Source organism: Lentzea sp. NPDC060358 (assembly GCF_042725365.1).
Taxonomy (GTDB): domain Bacteria; phylum Actinomycetota; class Actinomycetes; order Mycobacteriales; family Pseudonocardiaceae; genus Lentzea.
On the sequence record NZ_JBHXCW010000089.1, the window covers coordinates 12,895 to 29,127 of the forward strand.

General features: G+C 70.9%; 19 protein-coding genes and 1 pseudogene. 11 read left to right on the forward strand and 9 right to left on the reverse strand.

The annotated features are described in order from the left end of the window. The first annotated feature begins 2 nt into the window (after window positions 1-2). Window positions 3-884 (forward strand): SRPBCC domain-containing protein, encoded by an 882-nt coding sequence (locus ACFWGZ_RS20180; protein WP_382453068.1) that lies wholly within the window; start codon window positions 3-5, stop codon window positions 882-884. Here ACFWGZ_RS20180 and ACFWGZ_RS20185 read toward each other — a convergent pair. Continuing rightward, complete coding sequence (locus tag ACFWGZ_RS20185; RefSeq protein WP_382453069.1) at window positions 869-1,711, reverse strand: hypothetical protein; 843 nt, start codon at window positions 1,709-1,711, stop codon at window positions 869-871. The genes ACFWGZ_RS20180 and ACFWGZ_RS20185 overlap by 16 nt on opposite strands. Before the next feature lie 62 nt (window positions 1,712-1,773). Here ACFWGZ_RS20185 and ACFWGZ_RS20190 point away from each other — a divergent pair, with 62 nt between their 5' ends. Then, the gene (locus tag ACFWGZ_RS20190) at window positions 1,774-2,022 is read left to right on the forward strand and encodes a hypothetical protein (protein ID WP_382453070.1); all 249 of its coding nucleotides are present in this window, start codon (window positions 1,774-1,776) and stop codon (window positions 2,020-2,022) included. On the opposite strand, the gene ACFWGZ_RS20195 is transcribed toward ACFWGZ_RS20190, so the two are convergent. Continuing rightward, complete coding sequence (locus ACFWGZ_RS20195; protein ID WP_382453071.1) at window positions 2,023-2,235, reverse strand: hypothetical protein; 213 nt, start codon at window positions 2,233-2,235, stop codon at window positions 2,023-2,025. It lies immediately after the preceding gene. Window positions 2,236-2,266: 31 nt separating this feature from the next. Next, window positions 2,267-3,323, reverse strand: a pseudogene (locus tag ACFWGZ_RS20200) (DNA polymerase IV). Between the two features lie 26 nt (window positions 3,324-3,349). Here ACFWGZ_RS20200 and ACFWGZ_RS20205 point away from each other — a divergent pair. Further along, the gene (locus ACFWGZ_RS20205; RefSeq protein WP_382453072.1) at window positions 3,350-3,796 is read left to right on the forward strand and encodes an NUDIX domain-containing protein; all 447 of its coding nucleotides are present in this window, start codon (window positions 3,350-3,352) and stop codon (window positions 3,794-3,796) included. Here ACFWGZ_RS20205 and ACFWGZ_RS20210 read toward each other — a convergent pair. Further along, window positions 3,783-4,940: an endonuclease gene (locus tag ACFWGZ_RS20210; RefSeq protein ID WP_382453073.1), complete on the reverse strand. Its 1,158-nt coding sequence runs from the start codon at window positions 4,938-4,940 to the stop codon at window positions 3,783-3,785. The genes ACFWGZ_RS20205 and ACFWGZ_RS20210 overlap by 14 nt on opposite strands. A 128-nt stretch (window positions 4,941-5,068) precedes the next feature. Continuing rightward, on the reverse strand, window positions 5,069-5,572 hold the full coding sequence (locus ACFWGZ_RS20215) for a DinB family protein (protein ID WP_382453074.1): 504 nt from the start codon (window positions 5,570-5,572) through the stop codon (window positions 5,069-5,071). Window positions 5,573-5,650: 78 nt separating this feature from the next. Between ACFWGZ_RS20215 and ACFWGZ_RS20220 the strand changes: the two genes are divergently transcribed. From ACFWGZ_RS20220 to ACFWGZ_RS20230, 3 genes are read left to right on the forward strand one after another with little or no spacing between them, the layout of a single operon-like run. Next, window positions 5,651-6,316 (forward strand): hypothetical protein, encoded by a 666-nt coding sequence (locus ACFWGZ_RS20220; RefSeq protein ID WP_382453075.1) that lies wholly within the window; start codon window positions 5,651-5,653, stop codon window positions 6,314-6,316. Next, the gene (locus ACFWGZ_RS20225) at window positions 6,304-6,900 is read left to right on the forward strand and encodes a TetR/AcrR family transcriptional regulator (protein ID WP_382453076.1); all 597 of its coding nucleotides are present in this window, start codon (window positions 6,304-6,306) and stop codon (window positions 6,898-6,900) included. Before ACFWGZ_RS20220 ends, ACFWGZ_RS20225 begins: the two co-directional genes overlap by 13 nt. Before the next feature lie 4 nt (window positions 6,901-6,904). Beyond that, on the forward strand, window positions 6,905-8,047 hold the full coding sequence (locus ACFWGZ_RS20230; protein ID WP_382453077.1) for a cysteine desulfurase-like protein: 1,143 nt from the start codon (window positions 6,905-6,907) through the stop codon (window positions 8,045-8,047). Window positions 8,048-8,050: 3 nt separating this feature from the next. On the opposite strand, the gene ACFWGZ_RS20235 is transcribed toward ACFWGZ_RS20230, so the two are convergent. Further along, the gene (locus tag ACFWGZ_RS20235) at window positions 8,051-9,652 is read right to left on the reverse strand and encodes a hypothetical protein (protein WP_382453078.1); all 1,602 of its coding nucleotides are present in this window, start codon (window positions 9,650-9,652) and stop codon (window positions 8,051-8,053) included. A 95-nt stretch (window positions 9,653-9,747) separates the two neighbouring features. On the opposite strand from ACFWGZ_RS20235, the gene ACFWGZ_RS20240 reads away from it, so the two are divergent. Together ACFWGZ_RS20240 and ACFWGZ_RS20245 are read left to right on the forward strand one after the other, a co-directional pair. After that, window positions 9,748-9,936 (forward strand): hypothetical protein, encoded by a 189-nt coding sequence (locus ACFWGZ_RS20240; RefSeq protein WP_382453079.1) that lies wholly within the window; start codon window positions 9,748-9,750, stop codon window positions 9,934-9,936. Continuing rightward, complete coding sequence (locus tag ACFWGZ_RS20245; RefSeq protein ID WP_382453080.1) at window positions 9,923-10,843, forward strand: YihY/virulence factor BrkB family protein; 921 nt, start codon at window positions 9,923-9,925, stop codon at window positions 10,841-10,843. Before ACFWGZ_RS20240 ends, ACFWGZ_RS20245 begins: the two co-directional genes overlap by 14 nt. On the opposite strand, the gene ACFWGZ_RS20250 is transcribed toward ACFWGZ_RS20245, so the two are convergent. After that, window positions 10,814-11,179: a hypothetical protein gene (locus tag ACFWGZ_RS20250; protein WP_382453081.1), complete on the reverse strand. Its 366-nt coding sequence runs from the start codon at window positions 11,177-11,179 to the stop codon at window positions 10,814-10,816. The genes ACFWGZ_RS20245 and ACFWGZ_RS20250 overlap by 30 nt on opposite strands. 94 nt (window positions 11,180-11,273) lie before the next feature. On the opposite strand from ACFWGZ_RS20250, the gene ACFWGZ_RS20255 reads away from it, so the two are divergent. Together ACFWGZ_RS20255 and ACFWGZ_RS20260 are read left to right on the forward strand one after the other, a co-directional pair. Further along, entirely contained in the window at window positions 11,274-11,990 is a 717-nt protein-coding gene (locus tag ACFWGZ_RS20255) for a GNAT family N-acetyltransferase (RefSeq protein ID WP_382453082.1), read from the forward strand. A 48-nt stretch (window positions 11,991-12,038) separates the two neighbouring features. Beyond that, the gene (locus ACFWGZ_RS20260) at window positions 12,039-12,794 is read left to right on the forward strand and encodes an EI24 domain-containing protein (RefSeq protein WP_382453083.1); all 756 of its coding nucleotides are present in this window, start codon (window positions 12,039-12,041) and stop codon (window positions 12,792-12,794) included. Here ACFWGZ_RS20260 and ACFWGZ_RS20265 read toward each other — a convergent pair. Both ACFWGZ_RS20265 and ACFWGZ_RS20270 read right to left on the reverse strand, forming a co-directional pair. Further along, window positions 12,784-14,733, reverse strand: a complete 1,950-nt coding sequence (locus tag ACFWGZ_RS20265; RefSeq protein ID WP_382453084.1) for a beta-propeller domain-containing protein — start codon at window positions 14,731-14,733, stop codon at window positions 12,784-12,786. The genes ACFWGZ_RS20260 and ACFWGZ_RS20265 overlap by 11 nt on opposite strands. A gap of 55 nt (window positions 14,734-14,788) precedes the next feature. Beyond that, the gene (locus ACFWGZ_RS20270; protein WP_382453085.1) at window positions 14,789-15,589 is read right to left on the reverse strand and encodes a S1 family peptidase; all 801 of its coding nucleotides are present in this window, start codon (window positions 15,587-15,589) and stop codon (window positions 14,789-14,791) included. A gap of 170 nt (window positions 15,590-15,759) precedes the next feature. Between ACFWGZ_RS20270 and ACFWGZ_RS20275 the strand changes: the two genes are divergently transcribed. Next, entirely contained in the window at window positions 15,760-16,134 is a 375-nt protein-coding gene (locus ACFWGZ_RS20275) for an FKBP-type peptidyl-prolyl cis-trans isomerase (RefSeq protein ID WP_382453086.1), read from the forward strand. Window positions 16,135-16,233: the final 99 nt, after the last annotated feature.

Here is a 16,233-nt window from a genome sequence, read left to right on the forward strand (position 1 = left end):
CCGTGGACGTCGAACTGCGGATGCTCGAGGGCAAGCCCGTCCTGCGCTTCGAGCGCGTGCTGCGGCACTCGCCGGAGAAGGTCTGGCGGGTCGTGAGCGATCCCGCCGAGATGCGGCACTGGTTCCCGGCCGAGGTCGTGATCGACGGGCGGACGCTGCGCTTCACGTTCCCCGACGCGGCTCCCGTCGACGCCGACGGAGGTGAGGGCGAGCTGCTCGAGCTCGACCCGCCGAAGGTGTTCGCCTTCCGCTGGGCGGGTGACGTGCTGCGCTTCGAGATCGTGCCGCGCGACGAGGGCTGCCTGCTGGTGTTCACGGCCGTGGTCAGCAGCAAGCTGTCGGTCGGGCGTGACGTGCCGGGCTGGATCACCTGCCTCGACGCGCTGGTGGCCCACGCCGACGGCGTGGAGTTCCAGCCGCCGGCGGAGTGGCTGTCGCGCATCGAGCACTACATCAGGGAGTTCCGCCTCGACGAGGGCACCGACGGGCCGGAGGGCGTGCGGTTCGTCCGCGACCTGGTGTGGGCGCCGCTCGACGACGTCTGGCAGCTCCTCACCGAAGGCACCGAGGACGCCGTGCCCGTCCGCGCCGCGCACCCCGGCCTGGACACGGGCAAGGTCACGAGGTCGGAGGCCCCGCGCCTGCTGGAGTACGAGTGGCTCCGGGACGGCGTGCCGAAGGGCGTCGTGCGCTGGGAGTTCGACCACGTGCCGTTGCAGGGCACCACGGTCGTGCTCACCCAGGAGAACGCGCACGGACCCGAGGCGCTCGCAGCGTGGCACGTGCACCTGGAGCTGTTCTTCGCCGCCACGCAGGGCGACGTCCGCTGCCCGTGGCCCGCGGACCGGGAGGAGGAACTGGCCCGGCGCTACGCCGGCAGCTGATCCAGTGTCGCGAACCGGTCGACGCCGATGCCGGTGATCAGCAGCCGCTCCTTGCGGTTGCCCGTGAGCCGCTGCGTCCAGTCGACGAACCCGCCGTCGCCGATCTCGACCCCGTCGCGGTACACCTTGAAGCACAGGCCCTGGTAGTAGCCGGTGTGCCGCGACGGGTCGGCGGGCAGGTCGCCGCGCACGACCTCGAACCGGGGGTCCAGCACGGTCACGCGCACCTCGACCTCGCCGCAGGCCTCGCGCAGGAACGCCACGTGCTCGGCGAGGTGCTGCCGCTCGAACGCGAGCGACCCGCGGTCGCGTCCGGCGGAGACCAGGGCGAACAGCGTGAAGTGCGCGAACCGTCCCTCGCCGCCGAAGAGCTGCGCCCGCACCACCCGCTGCACGGCGGCCAGCCGCACGTCGTCCGGCCCGGCCTGCCGGCGCACAGCGGCTTCCAGCGCGAGCGCGTTGGTCGGGTCGGCCGCGACCTCGGTGCCGCGCACGGTCGAGACCACGTTGTTCTGGTCCTGCTCGGCCACGGCGGAACAGGTGCCGAGCGGTGCCACGGGTGAGAGGCCCAGCACGGAGAACGCCGGTGGCACCGCGGCGAGCAGCTGGTCCTCGGCCGCGCGCAGCACTGCGAACGGCACGGCTGACGGCGCTACGAAGCGGTCGGACCGGTACTGCCTCAACACGGCCGGCCCCGACAGCCCCGAGGCGCGCCGCCGCATCAGCGCGAGCAGCACGCTGGTGAGGTCGCTTCCGGACAGTCCGGCGAGCCGGTCCAGCGCCTCTTCGCCGCCCAGCGACCGCAGCACGCGCGTCAACACACCCATGAGGTCCATGATCCGCGCGCGGGCCACCGGATTACGCGACCTCGACCTGGTGTGCGGCAGCGGTGGGTTCTGCGCAGGCGCGCGAGGACGCCGGAGCCACGGAACGGCATACGATCGACAATCCTCAGATTCACCCGGACGAAGACACGATGCGCAGCTTCCTGAGCGTGGGCAGCTACCAGCGCCTCATCGAGAACAAGGGCGAAGAAAGAGTCGCGGCGAAGATCCTGGCCGCCGCCGAGCCGCACAAAACCGCGGACGGGAAATACGTGTTCGCGAACAGGTACCTGTTGTCGATCTTCTGCACGTGATCAGGCCGCGTCGAGCAGCGCGAGACCGGCGCTGGTCAGTGCGGCGGGGCCTGGACCTGCGCTGATCAGGCCCGCGGTGCGCAGGCGCAGGCTCGCGAACTGGTCGGCGCAGCACAGTCCGTCGACGAGCAGAGAGCTCCCGGCGATCTCGCACCGGCCGTCGGCGACGGCTCTGAGAACTGCTCGGTCGCGCTGGGTGAGTGAGGCGTTCATCTTCTTCTCCTAGCGGTGAAGCGTCTACTTACTAATACGTCGAAGAAGAAGGCTTCGGTTCGACATCGTCACCGGAGAATTCCGCGCGGACTCCCAGCAGGCGCACGGCACGACCGTGGTCGAACCGGTCGAGCACCACCAGCGCGGCCGCGGCCAGCTCGTCGGCGGACGACGTCGGCGCGGGCAGCTTCATCAGGCGGACCTTCGTGAAGAACGGCACGAACCGCACCTTCACGCCCACGCGCACGACCGGTCGTCCTTCGACGGCCACGTCGGCCGCGACCTGGTAGGCCAGCGCCACCACCTCGCGGCGGACGTCCTCCAGGGACGTCAGGTCCTGCTGGAAGGTCTTCTCGTGCGAGCGGGACTTCACGACCCACGGCGTCGCGCTCACCGCGGTGTCGCCCGCGCCCTGGCCGAGCGAGCGGAAGTACGGGCCCATCCGCGGGCCGAACCGGGCCGCCAGGTCCGCCTCGGGGGCGCGGGCCAGGTCCGTCACGGTCACCAGCCCCATCTCGGCCAGCTTGCGCTCGGTCTTCGCGCCGACGCCCCAGAGCGCCGACGTCGGGCGGTGGCCCATCACCTCGACCCAGTTGTCCCTGGTCAGCACGTACACGCCGGCGGGCTTGCCGAACTCGGTCGCGATCTTGGCGCAGCTTGTTGTCGCCGATGCCGACCGAGCAGTGCAGGCCGGTCGACGCCAGCACCGCCTCCTGCAGCGATCGGGCCAGGGCCACCGGGTCGTCGACGGACGCGCCGACGAACGCCTCGTCCCAGCCCAGCACCTCGACGACCACGGGGAACGAGCGCAGCACGGCCATCACGTCCGCCGACGCCGCCTCGTACAGGGCGTGGTCGACGGGCAGGTAGACGGCGTCCGGGAGCTTCTTGAACGCGGTGCGCAGCGGCATGCCGGAGCGGACGCCGTGCGCACGCGCCTCGTAAGACGCGGTGGCCACGACCGCGCGCTCGGTCGGGTCGCCGTTGCCGCCCACCACCACGGGCTTGCCTCGCAACGACGGATCGCGCAGCACCTCGACAGCCGCGATGAACTGGTCGAGGTCCACGTGCAGGACCCGGTCCGCCATGCCGGCCAGAATAGATAATGGGGAGCATGAAGCGGTCGGCCGGAATCCTGCTGTTCAGACGAACCACCCAGCTGGAGGTGCTGCTGGGGCACATGGGAGGCCCGTTCTGGGCCCGCAAGGACGCGGGCGCGTGGTCCGTGCCGAAGGGCGAGTACACCGAGGACGAGACCCCGGAGGCGGCCGCCCGGCGCGAGTTCGAGGAAGAGCTGGGGCTGCCGGTGCCCGACGGCGAACTGGTGCCGCTGGGCGAGGCCAAGGGCTCCGGCAAGGTCATCACGGTGTGGGCGCTCGAGGGCGACCTCGACCCGGAGACCGTCACGCCCGGCACGTTCGAGATGGAGTGGCCGCCGAAGTCCGGGCAGAAGAAGACGTTCCCCGAGGTCGACCGCGTGCAGTGGTTCACCGTGGAGGAGGCGGGCGCGAAGATCGTCTCCGCGCAACGCCCCTTCCTCGAGCGCCTCACGGCCAGATAGCGGAGACCCATTCCGGGTGGTCGATGAACGGGTTCCGGTTGTGCTGGAAGCTGTCGAAGATCACCTGGTTGCGGCGCTTCTCGAACGCGTCCGGCGGGTCCTGCTGGCTCCACTGCTTCAGGACCGAGAGCTTGCCCATGTACGGCGCCGTGCCGTTGGACACCGAGTTGTTGAGCTCCAGGTTCACGTAGCCGTCGGTGCCCTCGTAGCGCACGGCCATGTAGAAGAGCATGCGCGCGACGTCGCCCTTCACGGCGTCGCGGGGCTCGAACGAGTCGCCGTCGGCGTAGCTGCCCGGCGCCTCGGAGACCGCGGAGCCGCCGTTGTCGAAGTCCAGGTTGCCGCGGGCGGAGTTGACCGACACGTCCTCGGGACGCAGGTGGTGCACGTCGGTGCCGGGACCGGTGGCGGTGCCGAAGTCACCGTGCGACTTGGCCCAGACGTGCTCGCGGTTCCAGTCGTTCACGCCGCCGCCGTTGGTCGACTTGGCCTGCGAACGGCCGCTGTAGAGCAGGATCACGTTGTTCGAGTTGGCCGGGTCCTGGTCGGTCGACTTCAGCGCGTCCCAGACCTGGTCGTAGCTCAGCTTCGTCTGGTTCTTGATGATGCCGTTCAACGCCGACTTCAGCGCCGCGCCGGTCTTGCCGCACGCGGCCGTGTAGTAGCTCTCGCACGACGAGGGCGGCGGCGTTGTCGTCGTGGTCGTCGTCGTGCTCGTCGGCGGTGTCGTGCCGGCGAACGCGAACGCCGTCGACGAGGTCAGGCCGGCGTGCGAGAAGTACGCGCTCAGCGCGCCCGTCACGTCGATCTGCCTGCCGAGCAGCGACGGGTTCGACCTCATCCCCCACTGCGCGCGGAACGCGGACGGGATCTGCACGTAGACCATGCTCGACGTGCTGGTCGTGGACGCCGAGTCGGCGAGCGCCAACGCGTAGTCGTTCGGGTAGTTCGAACGGATCACCGTCGTCGTGGCCGTCGGCTGGCCGACGACGTAGCCGCGGACCGTCGCCGAGGACCCGTTCTGCTGGCTGATCGCCTGGGCGACCGTCAGCGGAGCGGCGGCGGCCGCGCTGCTGGTCGCCCCGTACAGGCCGACCGCTGCCAGCAACCCGACGACTAACGCGAGTGGACTCCACCGTGCCATGAGCACTCCCCGATCGTGTGGATGTTTCCCACACGATCAGGGGACACGGTCAACGAATGGTTAACGCGCGGTCACGTCAACAGGACGACCTGACGTCGGTCAACGTCAAGTCCCCCGCACCGCCGAAGTCAGGACTTCCGCAGGTAGAGATCCCTCAGCAGGGAGATCTCGGCACCGTGGTGGATCACCTCGCGGTGGATGTGCAGCACGAGCGTCGCCATCGGCTCCGCCGCGAACGGACCCTCCGCCGGACCGACGGCAACCGAGAGGTCGGCTTTGCGCGCGCCGGCCATCCACGTCTCGTAAGCGTCGTCCAACTGCTTCAGCGCCTCATCGGCACCAGCAGCGAACTGCCAGGTCGCGTAGTCGGCCGGCGGACCGCCGAAGTGCGACGCCGACCGCATCGCGAACACGCCCACCGTCACGTGCGCCATCCGCCACGCGATGGTCGTGACCGGCGCGGGATCGGGCGGCGGGTACTCCCAGTCGATCCCGCCCGGCGGACGGACGGTCCACGTGTCGGGCACCGGCTCCCAGAAGTACTCGTCGTCGGTCAGGCCTTCGAGCCGTGGCCGCAACTGCGCCTTCCAGTGCCATTCGAGCTGGTCCGTCAACTGCTTGTTCCAGTCCATGCCGACGACCGTAGGACCGCACGCGGACAACCACTGTCCTGGAATCCATAAACCGAGCGCTCGGTCTAATATTGCTCCATGACGACGGTGCGCGAGGCGGCAGCGGTGAGGCACGGCATCTGGGTGCTCTGCCCGGCCGTCGGCGCCGCCGCGGCATGGGGACTGGCACTGGCGGCCGGCTGGGTCGCCACGCTCGCGTGGTTCCCCTTCCAGGGCGTGTTCGAGCTGGTCGCGGACATCCCGCAGCCGTGGTCGACCGTCGGGGCGCTGGCCCTCGGCATGATCGCGGGCGGGATCTTCGCGGTCTACTGGGCGAAGGAGATGCTCGCCGTCGAGGTCTCACCGGATCGTGTGACTCTCCAGCAGGACGACCGGATCCTCGGCTTCGAGCGGAACGAGGTCGAGTCGGCCTTCACCGACGGCAAGCAGCTCGTGCTGCTCTCGCCGCGGGGCACCGAACTGGCGAGGGAGACCTCCGGCCTGAGCGGCAGCGCACTCGAACGGGCCTTCACCGGCCAGGGCTACCGGTGGCGCGACGCCGACCCGTTCGCCGCGGACTTCCGGCTGTGGGTCGAGCACGCCCCGGAGCTCGCGCCGGAGGTCAACGCCCTGTTCACGGCCAGGAGGAAGGCCATCTCGAAGTACGAGCACGAGGAAGCCGCGGAACTGGCGCGGGAGATCCGCCGGCGGGCAGTCGCGGTGCGGGACGAGAAGAAGAGGCAGTACTACAGGTGCGCACGGTAGACCCGGTCAAGCACGCGGAGAAGAAGCGGCACATCACCGACACCGCGGCGGGCCTGTTCGCCCGCCAGGGGTTCGACCGCACCACCGTCGCGGACATCTGCCGGGCCGCCGGCATCAGCACCGGCAGCCTCTTCCACTACTTCCCCACCAAGCGGGCCGTCTTCCGGGAGATCTTCGAGCAGGACGGCGCGGACAACGCCGCGACGTTCGCCGAGGCCCGCGCGCTGAGCCCGTGGGACGGCGTCCTGCTCGTGGTCGACCACCTCTGCGCCCCCGCGCTGGACCGAGCGGTGGCGGGGCTCGTGCTGGAGATCGTGACGCAGGCGAGCCGCGACCCCGAGCTGTGGGAGCTGGTCGCCCGCAACGAGCAGGTCGTGCGCGACGAGCTGGCCGGCCTGCTGCACCGGGCCCACGACGCCGGGCAGATCGCGCTCCCGGTCAGCGCCACCACGGCCGCGACCTGGGTGCAGGGCCTCGTCGACGGCTTGTACGGCCGGCTGGTCGACCCGGACTTCGACGCGACCGAACAGGTGATGACCCTACGGCTGATCCTTTCGCGATTCGTGGGTGCTCCAGCACGATGAGGGCATGGCATACGACGTCGCTGCGGTCCGCGCTCACTTCCCCGCGTTGCGCGAGGGCGCCGCGCACTTCGACGGGCCGGGCGGCGCGCAGGTGCCCGACGTCGTCGGCGAGGCCGTCCGCGACACGCTGACCTCGGCGATCTCGAACCGCGGCTCCGTCACGGCCGCCGAGCGCCACGCCGAGGAGATCGTCCGCAGGGCCCGCACCACGATGGCGGAGTTCCTCAACGCGGGCAGCATCGTGTTCGGGCGCAGCATGACCCAGCTGACCTACGACTTCGCCCGCACGCTGTCGAAGAACTGGCGGCCGGGCGACGAGATCATCGTGACCCGGATCGACCACGACGCGAACATCCGGCCGTGGGTGCAGGCGGCGGAGGCGGCCAGGGCGACGGTGCGCTGGGCGCCGTTCGACCGCACGACCGGGGAGCTGCCCGTCGAAGCGGTGACGAACCTGCTGTCCGACCGCACCCGCGTCGTCGCGGTCACGGCCGCGTCGAACCTGCTCGGCACGCGGCCGGACATCGCGGAGATCACGAAGGCGGCGCACGAGATGGCGGCGTTCGTCTACGTCGACGGCGTGCACTACACGCCGCACGTCCCGGTCGACGTCGAGGCGTTGGACGCCGACTTCTTCGTGTGCTCGCCGTACAAGTTCCTCGGCCCGCACTTGGGCGTGCTGGCGGCCGCGCCGGAGCTGCTCGAGACGTTGCGGCCGGACAAGCTGCTGCCCTCGACCAACGCCGTGCCGGAGCGGTTCGAACTGGGCACGCTGCCCTACGAGCTGCTGGCGGGCACGACGGCGGCCGTCGAGTTCATGCGGTCCCTCGACGGGCTGGAGGAGCACGAACTGGCGTTGCGCGAGAAGCTGGAGACCGGGCTTCAGGAGCTCGGCGCGCGCATCTACAGCAAGGCGTCCTCGCGCACGCCGACCGTGCTGTTCTCGGTCGACGGGCTGGAACCGGCCGAGGTGTACCGCAGGCTCGGCGCGGAGGGCGTGAACGCGCCGGCGGGCCACTTCTACGCGATCGAGTGCTCGCGCTGGCTCGGCCTGGGCGACAAGGGCGCGGTGCGGGCGGGCATCGCCCCCTACACCGACGAGTCCGATGTGGACCGCCTGCTCAAGGCCGTGGCGCGGCTGAAGTAGCCGTCAGAGGAACAGGACGAGCCCGGCGTAGGCGATCCCGACGAACACGCTGATGTTGAGCCGCCGCGTCACGCGGTCGCCGTGGTGTTCCGAGACCAGCGACCGGGAACGGGCCCACATCAGCTTCTCGCCCGCCTGCTTGTCCGGCAGCTGCGGCGTCGTGAGCACGTCGCCGTGCGGGCCGAACGCGAGCATGAGCTGGGGTCCGGACCGACGCACGCCGTGCAGCTGCGCCCACGGCACGCGGTAGGTCCAGACACCGGTGTAGAGCACGACCGAGTTGTGGTCGAGGCGCAGCATCGGCTGGAACCGCGTGACCGCCGACAGCACGCACTGCACGCCGATCAGCCCCAGCACGATGAGGTCCGGGTAGTACTTCAGCCCGATCAGCGCACCGGCGGCGGCGAGCAGCAGCACCGCGCCCTCGGTGCGCCGGCGGTCCCCCGGCCACACCGCGTGCGGCAGGTCGACCGGTGTCCCCGCGGTGACCGGCTCGCCGGGCAGGTGTGCGCTGTGGACGGTGTGGCGCGGCCGGACCCTGCCGAGCGTGCTCGTCGCGACCACCTCGCCGTCGAGCAGCAGCGCGACCTGGCCGCCGTGGTGCCACTCGCCCGCGACGAGCACCTCCGCCGGGTCGAGCTGCACCGGCGGGTCCTCCTCGCCGCGCCAGACCCGGCCGAACTGTTCGGTGTCGTGGTAGAGCGGCTCCTCCAGGCCGAGGTCGGCGAGCGTGGTCACCGTGGCGACGTCGGCCTTGTCGTGGCGCAACAGGATGCGGCGCGGGCCGATCGGCACCGCCTGCACCCGCACGGCCTTCACCGGACCGCTCCACAGCGAGCGGCGGCGGCGTTCGCGGGCGGCGAGCATGACCGCGAAGAACACCGCGGCCCCGCCCAGGGTGAGCCACCAGGTGACGTCCTCGGGCTCGTTCTCCATCCGCACCCACGTGCCGTCGGCGAGCACCGGCACCGAGTCGCCGACCTGGTAGCTCTCCGGGGCGAGCGGCTCGAACCCGGCGCGCTGCTCGTCGGGCAGCTGCACCCACACCTCGTAGGCGTCCTTGATCTCGACGACCTCCGCCTGGACCCGGCTGGCCTTCGCGACGTGCCGCTCGATCTCGCTGTTGGTGAGGTCGTACTGGACGAACGTGAGGAACCCGAAGACGACCAGCAGCACGGCGACGATCCGCAGGACTCCCCGTTGCGGGGGCAGGTCCGGCAACGAGACGTTCGTGGCGCCCGCCGCCTCGTGCTGGTCCGCACGCGACCGCACGGTCCACGCCGCCACCACGGCGCACGCGGCGGCGTGCAGGCCGAACGCGACGTTGGACGCCGCACTGCCGTCGAGGACGAGGTCAAGCGCACCGAACAGCACGCCCATCCCACAGCCCGTGAGCACCCGCCCGAACAACAGCAGCAACGGCGTGGCCAGCAGCGGGACCACCGCGAGGGAGAACAGCGGGTCCGGCACGCACGGCTGGGCGGCCGTGCACGGAACGTCGTTCGCGCTCGCCGCGAAGTAGAAGGCGACGGCCCATCCCCCGACGAGCCCGACCTTGGTCACCCACCACGGAACCGCGGCCGCTCGCCAGCGCTGGAGGTCCACGGTCCGATCATGACACGTCCGTTGCTCCAAACGGCGCGCTTCACCCCTATCGGAACGGGTATCCGCACCTCACCCGATACGGAGGTGGAGACACAATGCTCGCCATCATCGCCGCTGTCTCGTTCGGTCTGGCGCTGATCCTGGACCTGGCCAAGGCAGGGCTCGGTGACGTCATCACCGGCAACACGCTGCTCCTGCTCGGCCTGCTCCTCCTCGCCCTGCACCTCGCCGGCGTGGGCACCGGCACACGGTCGTTCGGCTGGCGTCGCCGTGCCCGCAGGTAGTGACGTCGAGAGCCCCACCAAGCTGCCCAGAAGCGCTTGGTGGGGTGTTCTCAAACGAACGGTCACAGAGTTCAACGACGACAACCTGACCGACTGGGCCGCCGCGCTCACCTACTACGCGGTGCTCTCGCTCTTCCCCGGCATCATCGTGCTGACGTCCGTGCTCGCCCTGCTCGGCGACACGACGACGCAGGAGCTCATCAAGTACGTCGACGAGGTCGCGCCCGGCCAGGCCGGCGACCTGGTGAAGTCGTCCATCGAGGAACTGCAGAAAAGCCAGGACGCGGCCAGCCTGCTCGGCATCATCGGCCTGCTGACGGCGTTCTGGACGGCGTCGGGCTACCTCGGTGCGTTCATGCGCGCGTGCAACGCCGTCTACGACGTCGAGGAAGGCCGTCCGATCTGGAAGACGGTCCCGCTGCGGCTCGCCCTGACGCTCGGGTCGGTCGTGCTCGTGTCGCTCACGCTCGGCGCGCTGGTGCTGACCGGCGGGGTCGCGGACGCGGTCGGCGACGCCATCGGGCTCGGCGACACCGTCGTCACGGTCTGGGACGTCGTGAAGTGGCCGGTGATCCTGCTGCTGGTGAGCCTCGCGTTCGCGGTGCTCTACTGGGCGGCGCCGAACGTGCGGCAGCCGGGCTTCCGCTGGGTCACACCGGGCAGCCTGCTCGCCATCGTGCTGTGGGCGCTCGCGACCGTCGGGTTCGCGGTCTACGTGGCCAACTTCGCGTCGTACAACAAGACCTACGGCTCGCTCGGCGGTGTGATCGTCTTCCTGGTGTGGCTGTGGATCTCGAACATCGCGGTGCTGCTCGGCGCCGAGTTCGACGCGGAGCTCGAACGCGGCCGCCGGCTCGCGCGGGGTGAGCGGGACGCCTCACCCGAGCCGCGTGATCTCCCCGGGTAGCTCGGCCTCGACCGCGGTCCACACGCCGTCCGGGCCCGCCTCGACGCGCTCGCTCGTGTCGCCGGGGACGAGCACCCACAGCTGGTCGCGCTCCGCGAGCCACACCACGCCGATGCCGTCGGCGCGGGAGCTCGTGGCGTACTCGTAGGACTTGCGGAACACGTCACCGCCGTTGCGGTCGGTGACCCGCACCTCGCTCGCGCTCTCGGCGTGCGCGACGAACTTCCCGCTGGGCGAGTTCTTCGGCGCGCCGGGCCGGGCGAACCGGTCCCCGGACTCGCTGCCGCAGCTCGTGAGGGCGAGCACCAGGGCGACCAGCGCCGCCAGGGCCCTCATGGCCGGCCGATGCGGGAATTGCCGTGCGTCATACCGCCAAAGGTAGCTAGCGTGATCGTCCGTGTGGGACGTTCTCGAAAGCTTTTACGACTCTGTGCCCAGACCGGGATCTCGCGTCGAGGACCACGGCGAGCTGGTGCTGTTCGTCCAGGACGGCGACGGTTACCCGTTCTACGCGCGGCCCCGGTTCCCCGGTGGCAGGCCGGCGCTCGCCGACGTGCTCGCGGTGCGCGAACGGCAGCGCGAACTGGGCGTGCCCGAGGCGTTCGAGTGGGTGCACGAGACGACTCCCGGCCTGCACGACGTCGCGGTGGAAGCCGGTCTGGAGGTGCTCCGCGCGCCGTTACTGGTGCTCGACCCGCAGGGGCTGCCGGAGCCGCACCCGCACGTCCGCGTGCTCGGCACCCGGCCCGCCGAGGTGTCCGTGGTGGCAGAACTCGCGTTCTCCTCGCCGGGCACCGCCGCGGGCGAGACCGGTGCGGCGGAACGGGACGCGGCGCTCGCCGGAGCGACCCCGGAGGCAACGCGGCACCGGCACGCCGTCGCCGACCTGCCCGGTGAGGGCGTGCTCGCGGTCGGCACCGCGCAACGGGCGGGCGACGTCGTGGAGATCGTCGGCATCGGCACGTTGCCGGCCGCACGGCGGCGTGGTCTCGGCGGCGCGGTCACGGCCGCACTGGCGCGCGACGCGCTGAACCGGGGCGCGGAACTGGTGTTCCTGTCCGCGGGCAGTCCGGAGATCGCGCGCGTCTACGAACGGGTCGGGTTCCGCCGCGCCGGAACGGCCTGCATCGCGGCCCCTCCCGGCTGAACCGGACGAAATGCCTCGCGCGGCCCGCCCAGCGACTATCCTGCGGCCGTGATCAAGGACTTCGGGGCCGGGTTCGGACTGCTGCTGCGCGGGTTCGGGCTGGTGTTCAGCACGCCCAAACGAGTGCTCGTCGGGGCGCTGCCCGCGGTGATCACCGTCGTGCTGATGATCACCGGCTGGACGCTGCTGCTCGGCAACATCGACGCGATCGCGGGCTGGCTCACCGGCTTCGCGGACTCGTGGAGCGACACCTGGCGCACCACCGTCCGGATCGCCGTCGGGATCTCGGTGGTCGCGGCGCTGCTCGGGCTGAGCGTGCTGCTGTTCACCGCGATCACGCTGATGATCGGCGGCCCGTTCTACGAGTACATCTCCGAAGAGGTCGAGGACGAGCTCGGCGGCGTGCCCGGGACCGAGCAGGTCGGGTTCTGGCGCGGGTTCGCCGTGGGCCTGCGCGGCACGATCCTGCTGGTCGGCACGTCTATCCTGTTCGCGATCCCGCTGTTCCTCGGCGGCTTCATCCCCGTCGTCGGGCAGACGGTCGTGCCGGTGCTCGGCGTGTGCATCAACGCCTACCTGCTCGGCATCGAGCTGACCGGCATCCCGTTCACCCGCCGCGGCCGGTCGTTCAAGCAGCGCAGGCAGATCCTCGCGACGCGCCGGTCGATGGTGCTCGGGTTCGCCGTGCCCGCCTACCTGCTGTGCCTGATCCCGCTGGCCGCGCTGGTCGTGATCCCGGCGGCGATGGCGGGCGGCACGGTGCTGGCGCACCGCCTGCTCACCGCGGACCGCGCTACGGCGTGAACGGCAGCCAGGCCTGCTGCGCCAGACCACTGCGCGCGGTGACCTGCACGCCGTTCTCCGAGATCGACCACAGCTGGTCGCCGATCACGATGGTGCGCCGCTGACCGCCGCCGCGGTCGGCGCTCCCCGGCTCGACGATCTCCCCGCTGTCGCGCAACCGGTCCCCGTCGACCTTCAGCACCAGCGACGAGACCTCGTACCTCGCCCGGTGGCTCGAGATCGGGACGACGAGCGTGCCGTCCTGGGGCCAGTACAGGAACGCGTGCGGGTCGAACTGGGCCTCGGACCTCGTGCCCGGCAGGTGGTGCTGCGCGAGCCTGCGCGGCGCGGCGGGGTCGCTGACGTCGAACAGCGACACCTGCGTCCCGGTCGTGCGGCCCTGCTCGGTCGCCTCCTGCCCGATGCCGATCAGCCTGCCGTCGCCCGCGGGGTGCAGGTAGGCCGAGAAGCCGGTGATCTTCAGCTCACCCGTGACCCGGGGCCGCGCCGGGTCGGCGAGATCGAGCGTGTAGAGCGGGTCGGTCTGGCGGAACGTGACGACGTACCCCATGCGGCCGATGAACCGGACGCTGTAGATCCGTTCGTTCTTGCCGAGACCGCCGACCTGACCGACCTTCGTCAACGCGTTCCCCTCACGCCGCAACGTCGTGACAAAGCTCTCCGACGGGCGTGAGCGCGGCGCGACCTCCCCCGGCACCCGCCGGCAGCACGGGGTCGCGATGTCCGAAGTCGTGGCCACGCGCAGGATCCCGTCGTGCTCCGACAACGAGTACTGGTTCAGCAGCGTGCCGTTCACGTCACCGGACGCGACGTGCTTCGGCGGTCCCGCCTGGCTGATGTCGAACTGGTGGATCGCCGTCGAGGCCGGCGCCTGCACCGGTGGCCTGCCGGGCAGTTGCGGCAGCAGGCGGTGGTCGTCGGCGACGTAGAGGGAGCGGTCGGTGCCGTAGACGGTGTCGCCGTCGGCCACGATCGAGACGGGCTGCCCGGTGCCGAGCCGGCCGGACAGCTCGAACGTGAGCACCGTCAGCAACGAGGTCGCGCTCGGCGCCGCGGGGCGGCTGACGCTCGCGCAGTCGACCAGGGTGCCGCTCGACATGGCGCCGTTCTCGTTCAGCTCGTAGTGCGGCAGCCACGACGTGATGGGCTCGTTCTGCAGGATCTCCCTGTTGCGGCGCAGGGAACCCGCCTCGTTCGTCGTCTGGTCCGGGTACACCCACGGGATGCGCGGCTGCGAGCGGACGACGACGCGGGCGGTGCCGCCGATCTGGCGGGCGTCGAGGTAGGAGCCCTCGGTCCTGAGGCTGCTGATCTCCTTGAGCCCCTTGAGGTCCACGAGCACCAGCTCGGTGCCGGACTCGGGCGCGAACGACGGCCGGCCCTGCAGCGTCGACGGCCTCGCCATCGGCCCGGGGCTGTCGGTGACGACGAGCGCGCGGTCGCCGGACACCAGCAACTGCACGGCACGGCGCTCACCCAGGTCGACGGTGCCGGTGACGGCCTTGCTCGCGACGTCGACCAGGCGCACCTTGCCGTCGGCGATGGAGACGACGCGCTTCCCGTCCGTCTTCACGATGTCGGGCTCGTCGACACCCTGCTCGTGGACGTTGGTCGTCGAGTGGTCCTGCTGCTGCGCGGGCGGGGTGGCGGGCATCGCGTCGGGCACGCTCCTCTGCGCGACACCCGCGCTGGAGTCCGACGGCGAGCTCTCCATCGTGAGGATGTGTCCACCACCGACCCCGTACGCGGTCACGTACGGCGCCATGGCGCGGCGTAGTTCGGTGACCGCGTTGTCGCACGAGTCGAACGCCACGAGGCGCACCGGCCCGTGGTCCGCGATCGGTTGTGGCGCGAGGGTTTCGTCCCTCACCGCGGAGCTCACGCTCACTCCGGCGACGGCCAGCACGGCGGCACCGGCCAACAGCTTCTTGCCGTTCATGGTGGGAGGACGGAAGCGGAGCCGGGAAGGGTTGCCTCCTTCCCGGCATTCGCTCTTACAGCTGCGCCTGGATCTGCGCGGCGTAGGTGGAGACGCGCGAGTAGACGCCGGGGTAGCCGGCGGAGGCGCAGCCCTCGCCCCACGACGTGATGCCGATCAGCTTGCCGCCGGCGACGAGCGGGCCGCCGGAGTCGCCCTGGCAGGTGTCGGTGCCGCCCTGCGCGTACCCGGCGCAGACCATGTGCGTGGCGTTGAAGTCGCCGCCGTACGAGCTGGAGCAGCTGGAGCTGCTCGTCAGCGGCACGGTGGCGGTGAGCAGGTAGCGCGAGGCCGAACCGCCGGACGACGTCGTGCCCCAGCCGAGGATCCGCGAACTGGTGCCCGCGGCGTAGAGGCCGCTGTCCGCCGAGGTGGCGAACGGCAGCGGGGTCTGCGACAGGGCGCGGTCGAGGGTGAGCACCGAGACGTCGTAGCCCAGCGTCACGTCGCGGTAGCTCGGGTGGATCCAGATCTTCGTGACCCTGGCGACGGTGCCCGCGGTGGAGTTCTTGTCGTCACGTCCGGCCACGACGCGGACCGCGGACGCAGAGTCGCCCTCGGTGCAGTGCGCGGCGGTGACGACCTTGTTGGGAGCGACGAGCGTGCCGCCGCAGTACTGGAAGCCGCTGCTCGTGGCCAGGTAGACGACCCAGGGGTAGGTGGACGTGCTCGCGCGGGTGCCGCCGACGATCTGGGTGCCGAACTCGCCGTCGGGGGCGGGAGCCGCTTCGGCCGCGCTGACGCAGGCCATGGACAGCGTCGCCGCCGCCAGTGCCGCGCCGAGCAGTGACCGGAGGCGGTGCAGGGTTGCCGCCATGATCATCTCCTTCTTCTGTTGTACGCCCCCGGTGCAGGCCGGTGGCCTCTCAAGGAAGACACGACCGCGCGGAGACCGGGTAGGGCTGGTCCGCGTAGGCCATTCGGCCGTCCACTCGCGCGCGTGATTGGATCGACCGCGAACAACCCCGTTCCGAGAGGAAGTCTGTGATGGCCCCCACGAAGCCTGAGGTCGACCCGCACGACGGCCCGGCGCCCGCCGACCTGCTGATCGAGGACATCACCGTCGGCGAGGGCCCGGAGGCCACGGCAGGGCAGTTCGTGTCCGTCCACTACGTCGGCGTCTCGCACTCGACCGGTGAGCAGTTCGACGCGTCCTGGGACCGCGGCGAGGCGTTCCAGTTCCCGCTCGGCGGCGGCCGCGTCATCCAGGGCTGGGACCAGGGCGTCCAGGGCATGAAGGTCGGCGGCCGGCGCAAGCTGGTCATCCCGCCCCACCTGGGCTACGGCGAGCGCGGCGCCGGCGGCGTGATCAAGCCGAACGAGACCCTGATCTTCGTCGTCGACCTGCTCGGCGTGAACTAGTGGTGTGACCCGGAACATCGCCGGGTGGATTCGCGGTCGGACGGTCGCATCGTGGTGCCGCCCCCGCGCCCTCGTACTGGTGGTACGGGGGTGCGGGGG

Excerpts from the sequence above, each read along its gene's own strand:
- ACFWGZ_RS20185 (WP_382453069.1), bottom strand. The coding sequence starts at position 1,711 with ATGGGTGTGTTGACGCGCGTGCTGCGGTCGCTGGGCGGCGAAGAGGCG.
- ACFWGZ_RS20195 (WP_382453071.1), bottom strand. The coding sequence starts at position 2,235 with ATGAACGCCTCACTCACCCAGCGCGACCGAGCAGTTCTCAGAGCCGTC.
- ACFWGZ_RS20205 (WP_382453072.1), top strand. The coding sequence starts at position 3,350 with ATGAAGCGGTCGGCCGGAATCCTGCTGTTCAGACGAACCACCCAGCTG.
- ACFWGZ_RS20210 (WP_382453073.1), bottom strand. The coding sequence starts at position 4,940 with ATGGCACGGTGGAGTCCACTCGCGTTAGTCGTCGGGTTGCTGGCAGCG.
- ACFWGZ_RS20215 (WP_382453074.1), bottom strand. The coding sequence starts at position 5,572 with ATGGACTGGAACAAGCAGTTGACGGACCAGCTCGAATGGCACTGGAAG.
- ACFWGZ_RS20220 (WP_382453075.1), top strand. The coding sequence starts at position 5,651 with ATGACGACGGTGCGCGAGGCGGCAGCGGTGAGGCACGGCATCTGGGTG.
- ACFWGZ_RS20230 (WP_382453077.1), top strand. The coding sequence starts at position 6,905 with ATGGCATACGACGTCGCTGCGGTCCGCGCTCACTTCCCCGCGTTGCGC.
- ACFWGZ_RS20240 (WP_382453079.1), top strand. The coding sequence starts at position 9,748 with ATGCTCGCCATCATCGCCGCTGTCTCGTTCGGTCTGGCGCTGATCCTG.
- ACFWGZ_RS20250 (WP_382453081.1), bottom strand. The coding sequence starts at position 11,179 with ATGAGGGCCCTGGCGGCGCTGGTCGCCCTGGTGCTCGCCCTCACGAGC.
- ACFWGZ_RS20265 (WP_382453084.1), bottom strand. The coding sequence starts at position 14,733 with ATGAACGGCAAGAAGCTGTTGGCCGGTGCCGCCGTGCTGGCCGTCGCC.
- ACFWGZ_RS20270 (WP_382453085.1), bottom strand. The coding sequence starts at position 15,589 with ATGGCGGCAACCCTGCACCGCCTCCGGTCACTGCTCGGCGCGGCACTG.
- ACFWGZ_RS20275 (WP_382453086.1), top strand. The coding sequence starts at position 15,760 with ATGGCCCCCACGAAGCCTGAGGTCGACCCGCACGACGGCCCGGCGCCC.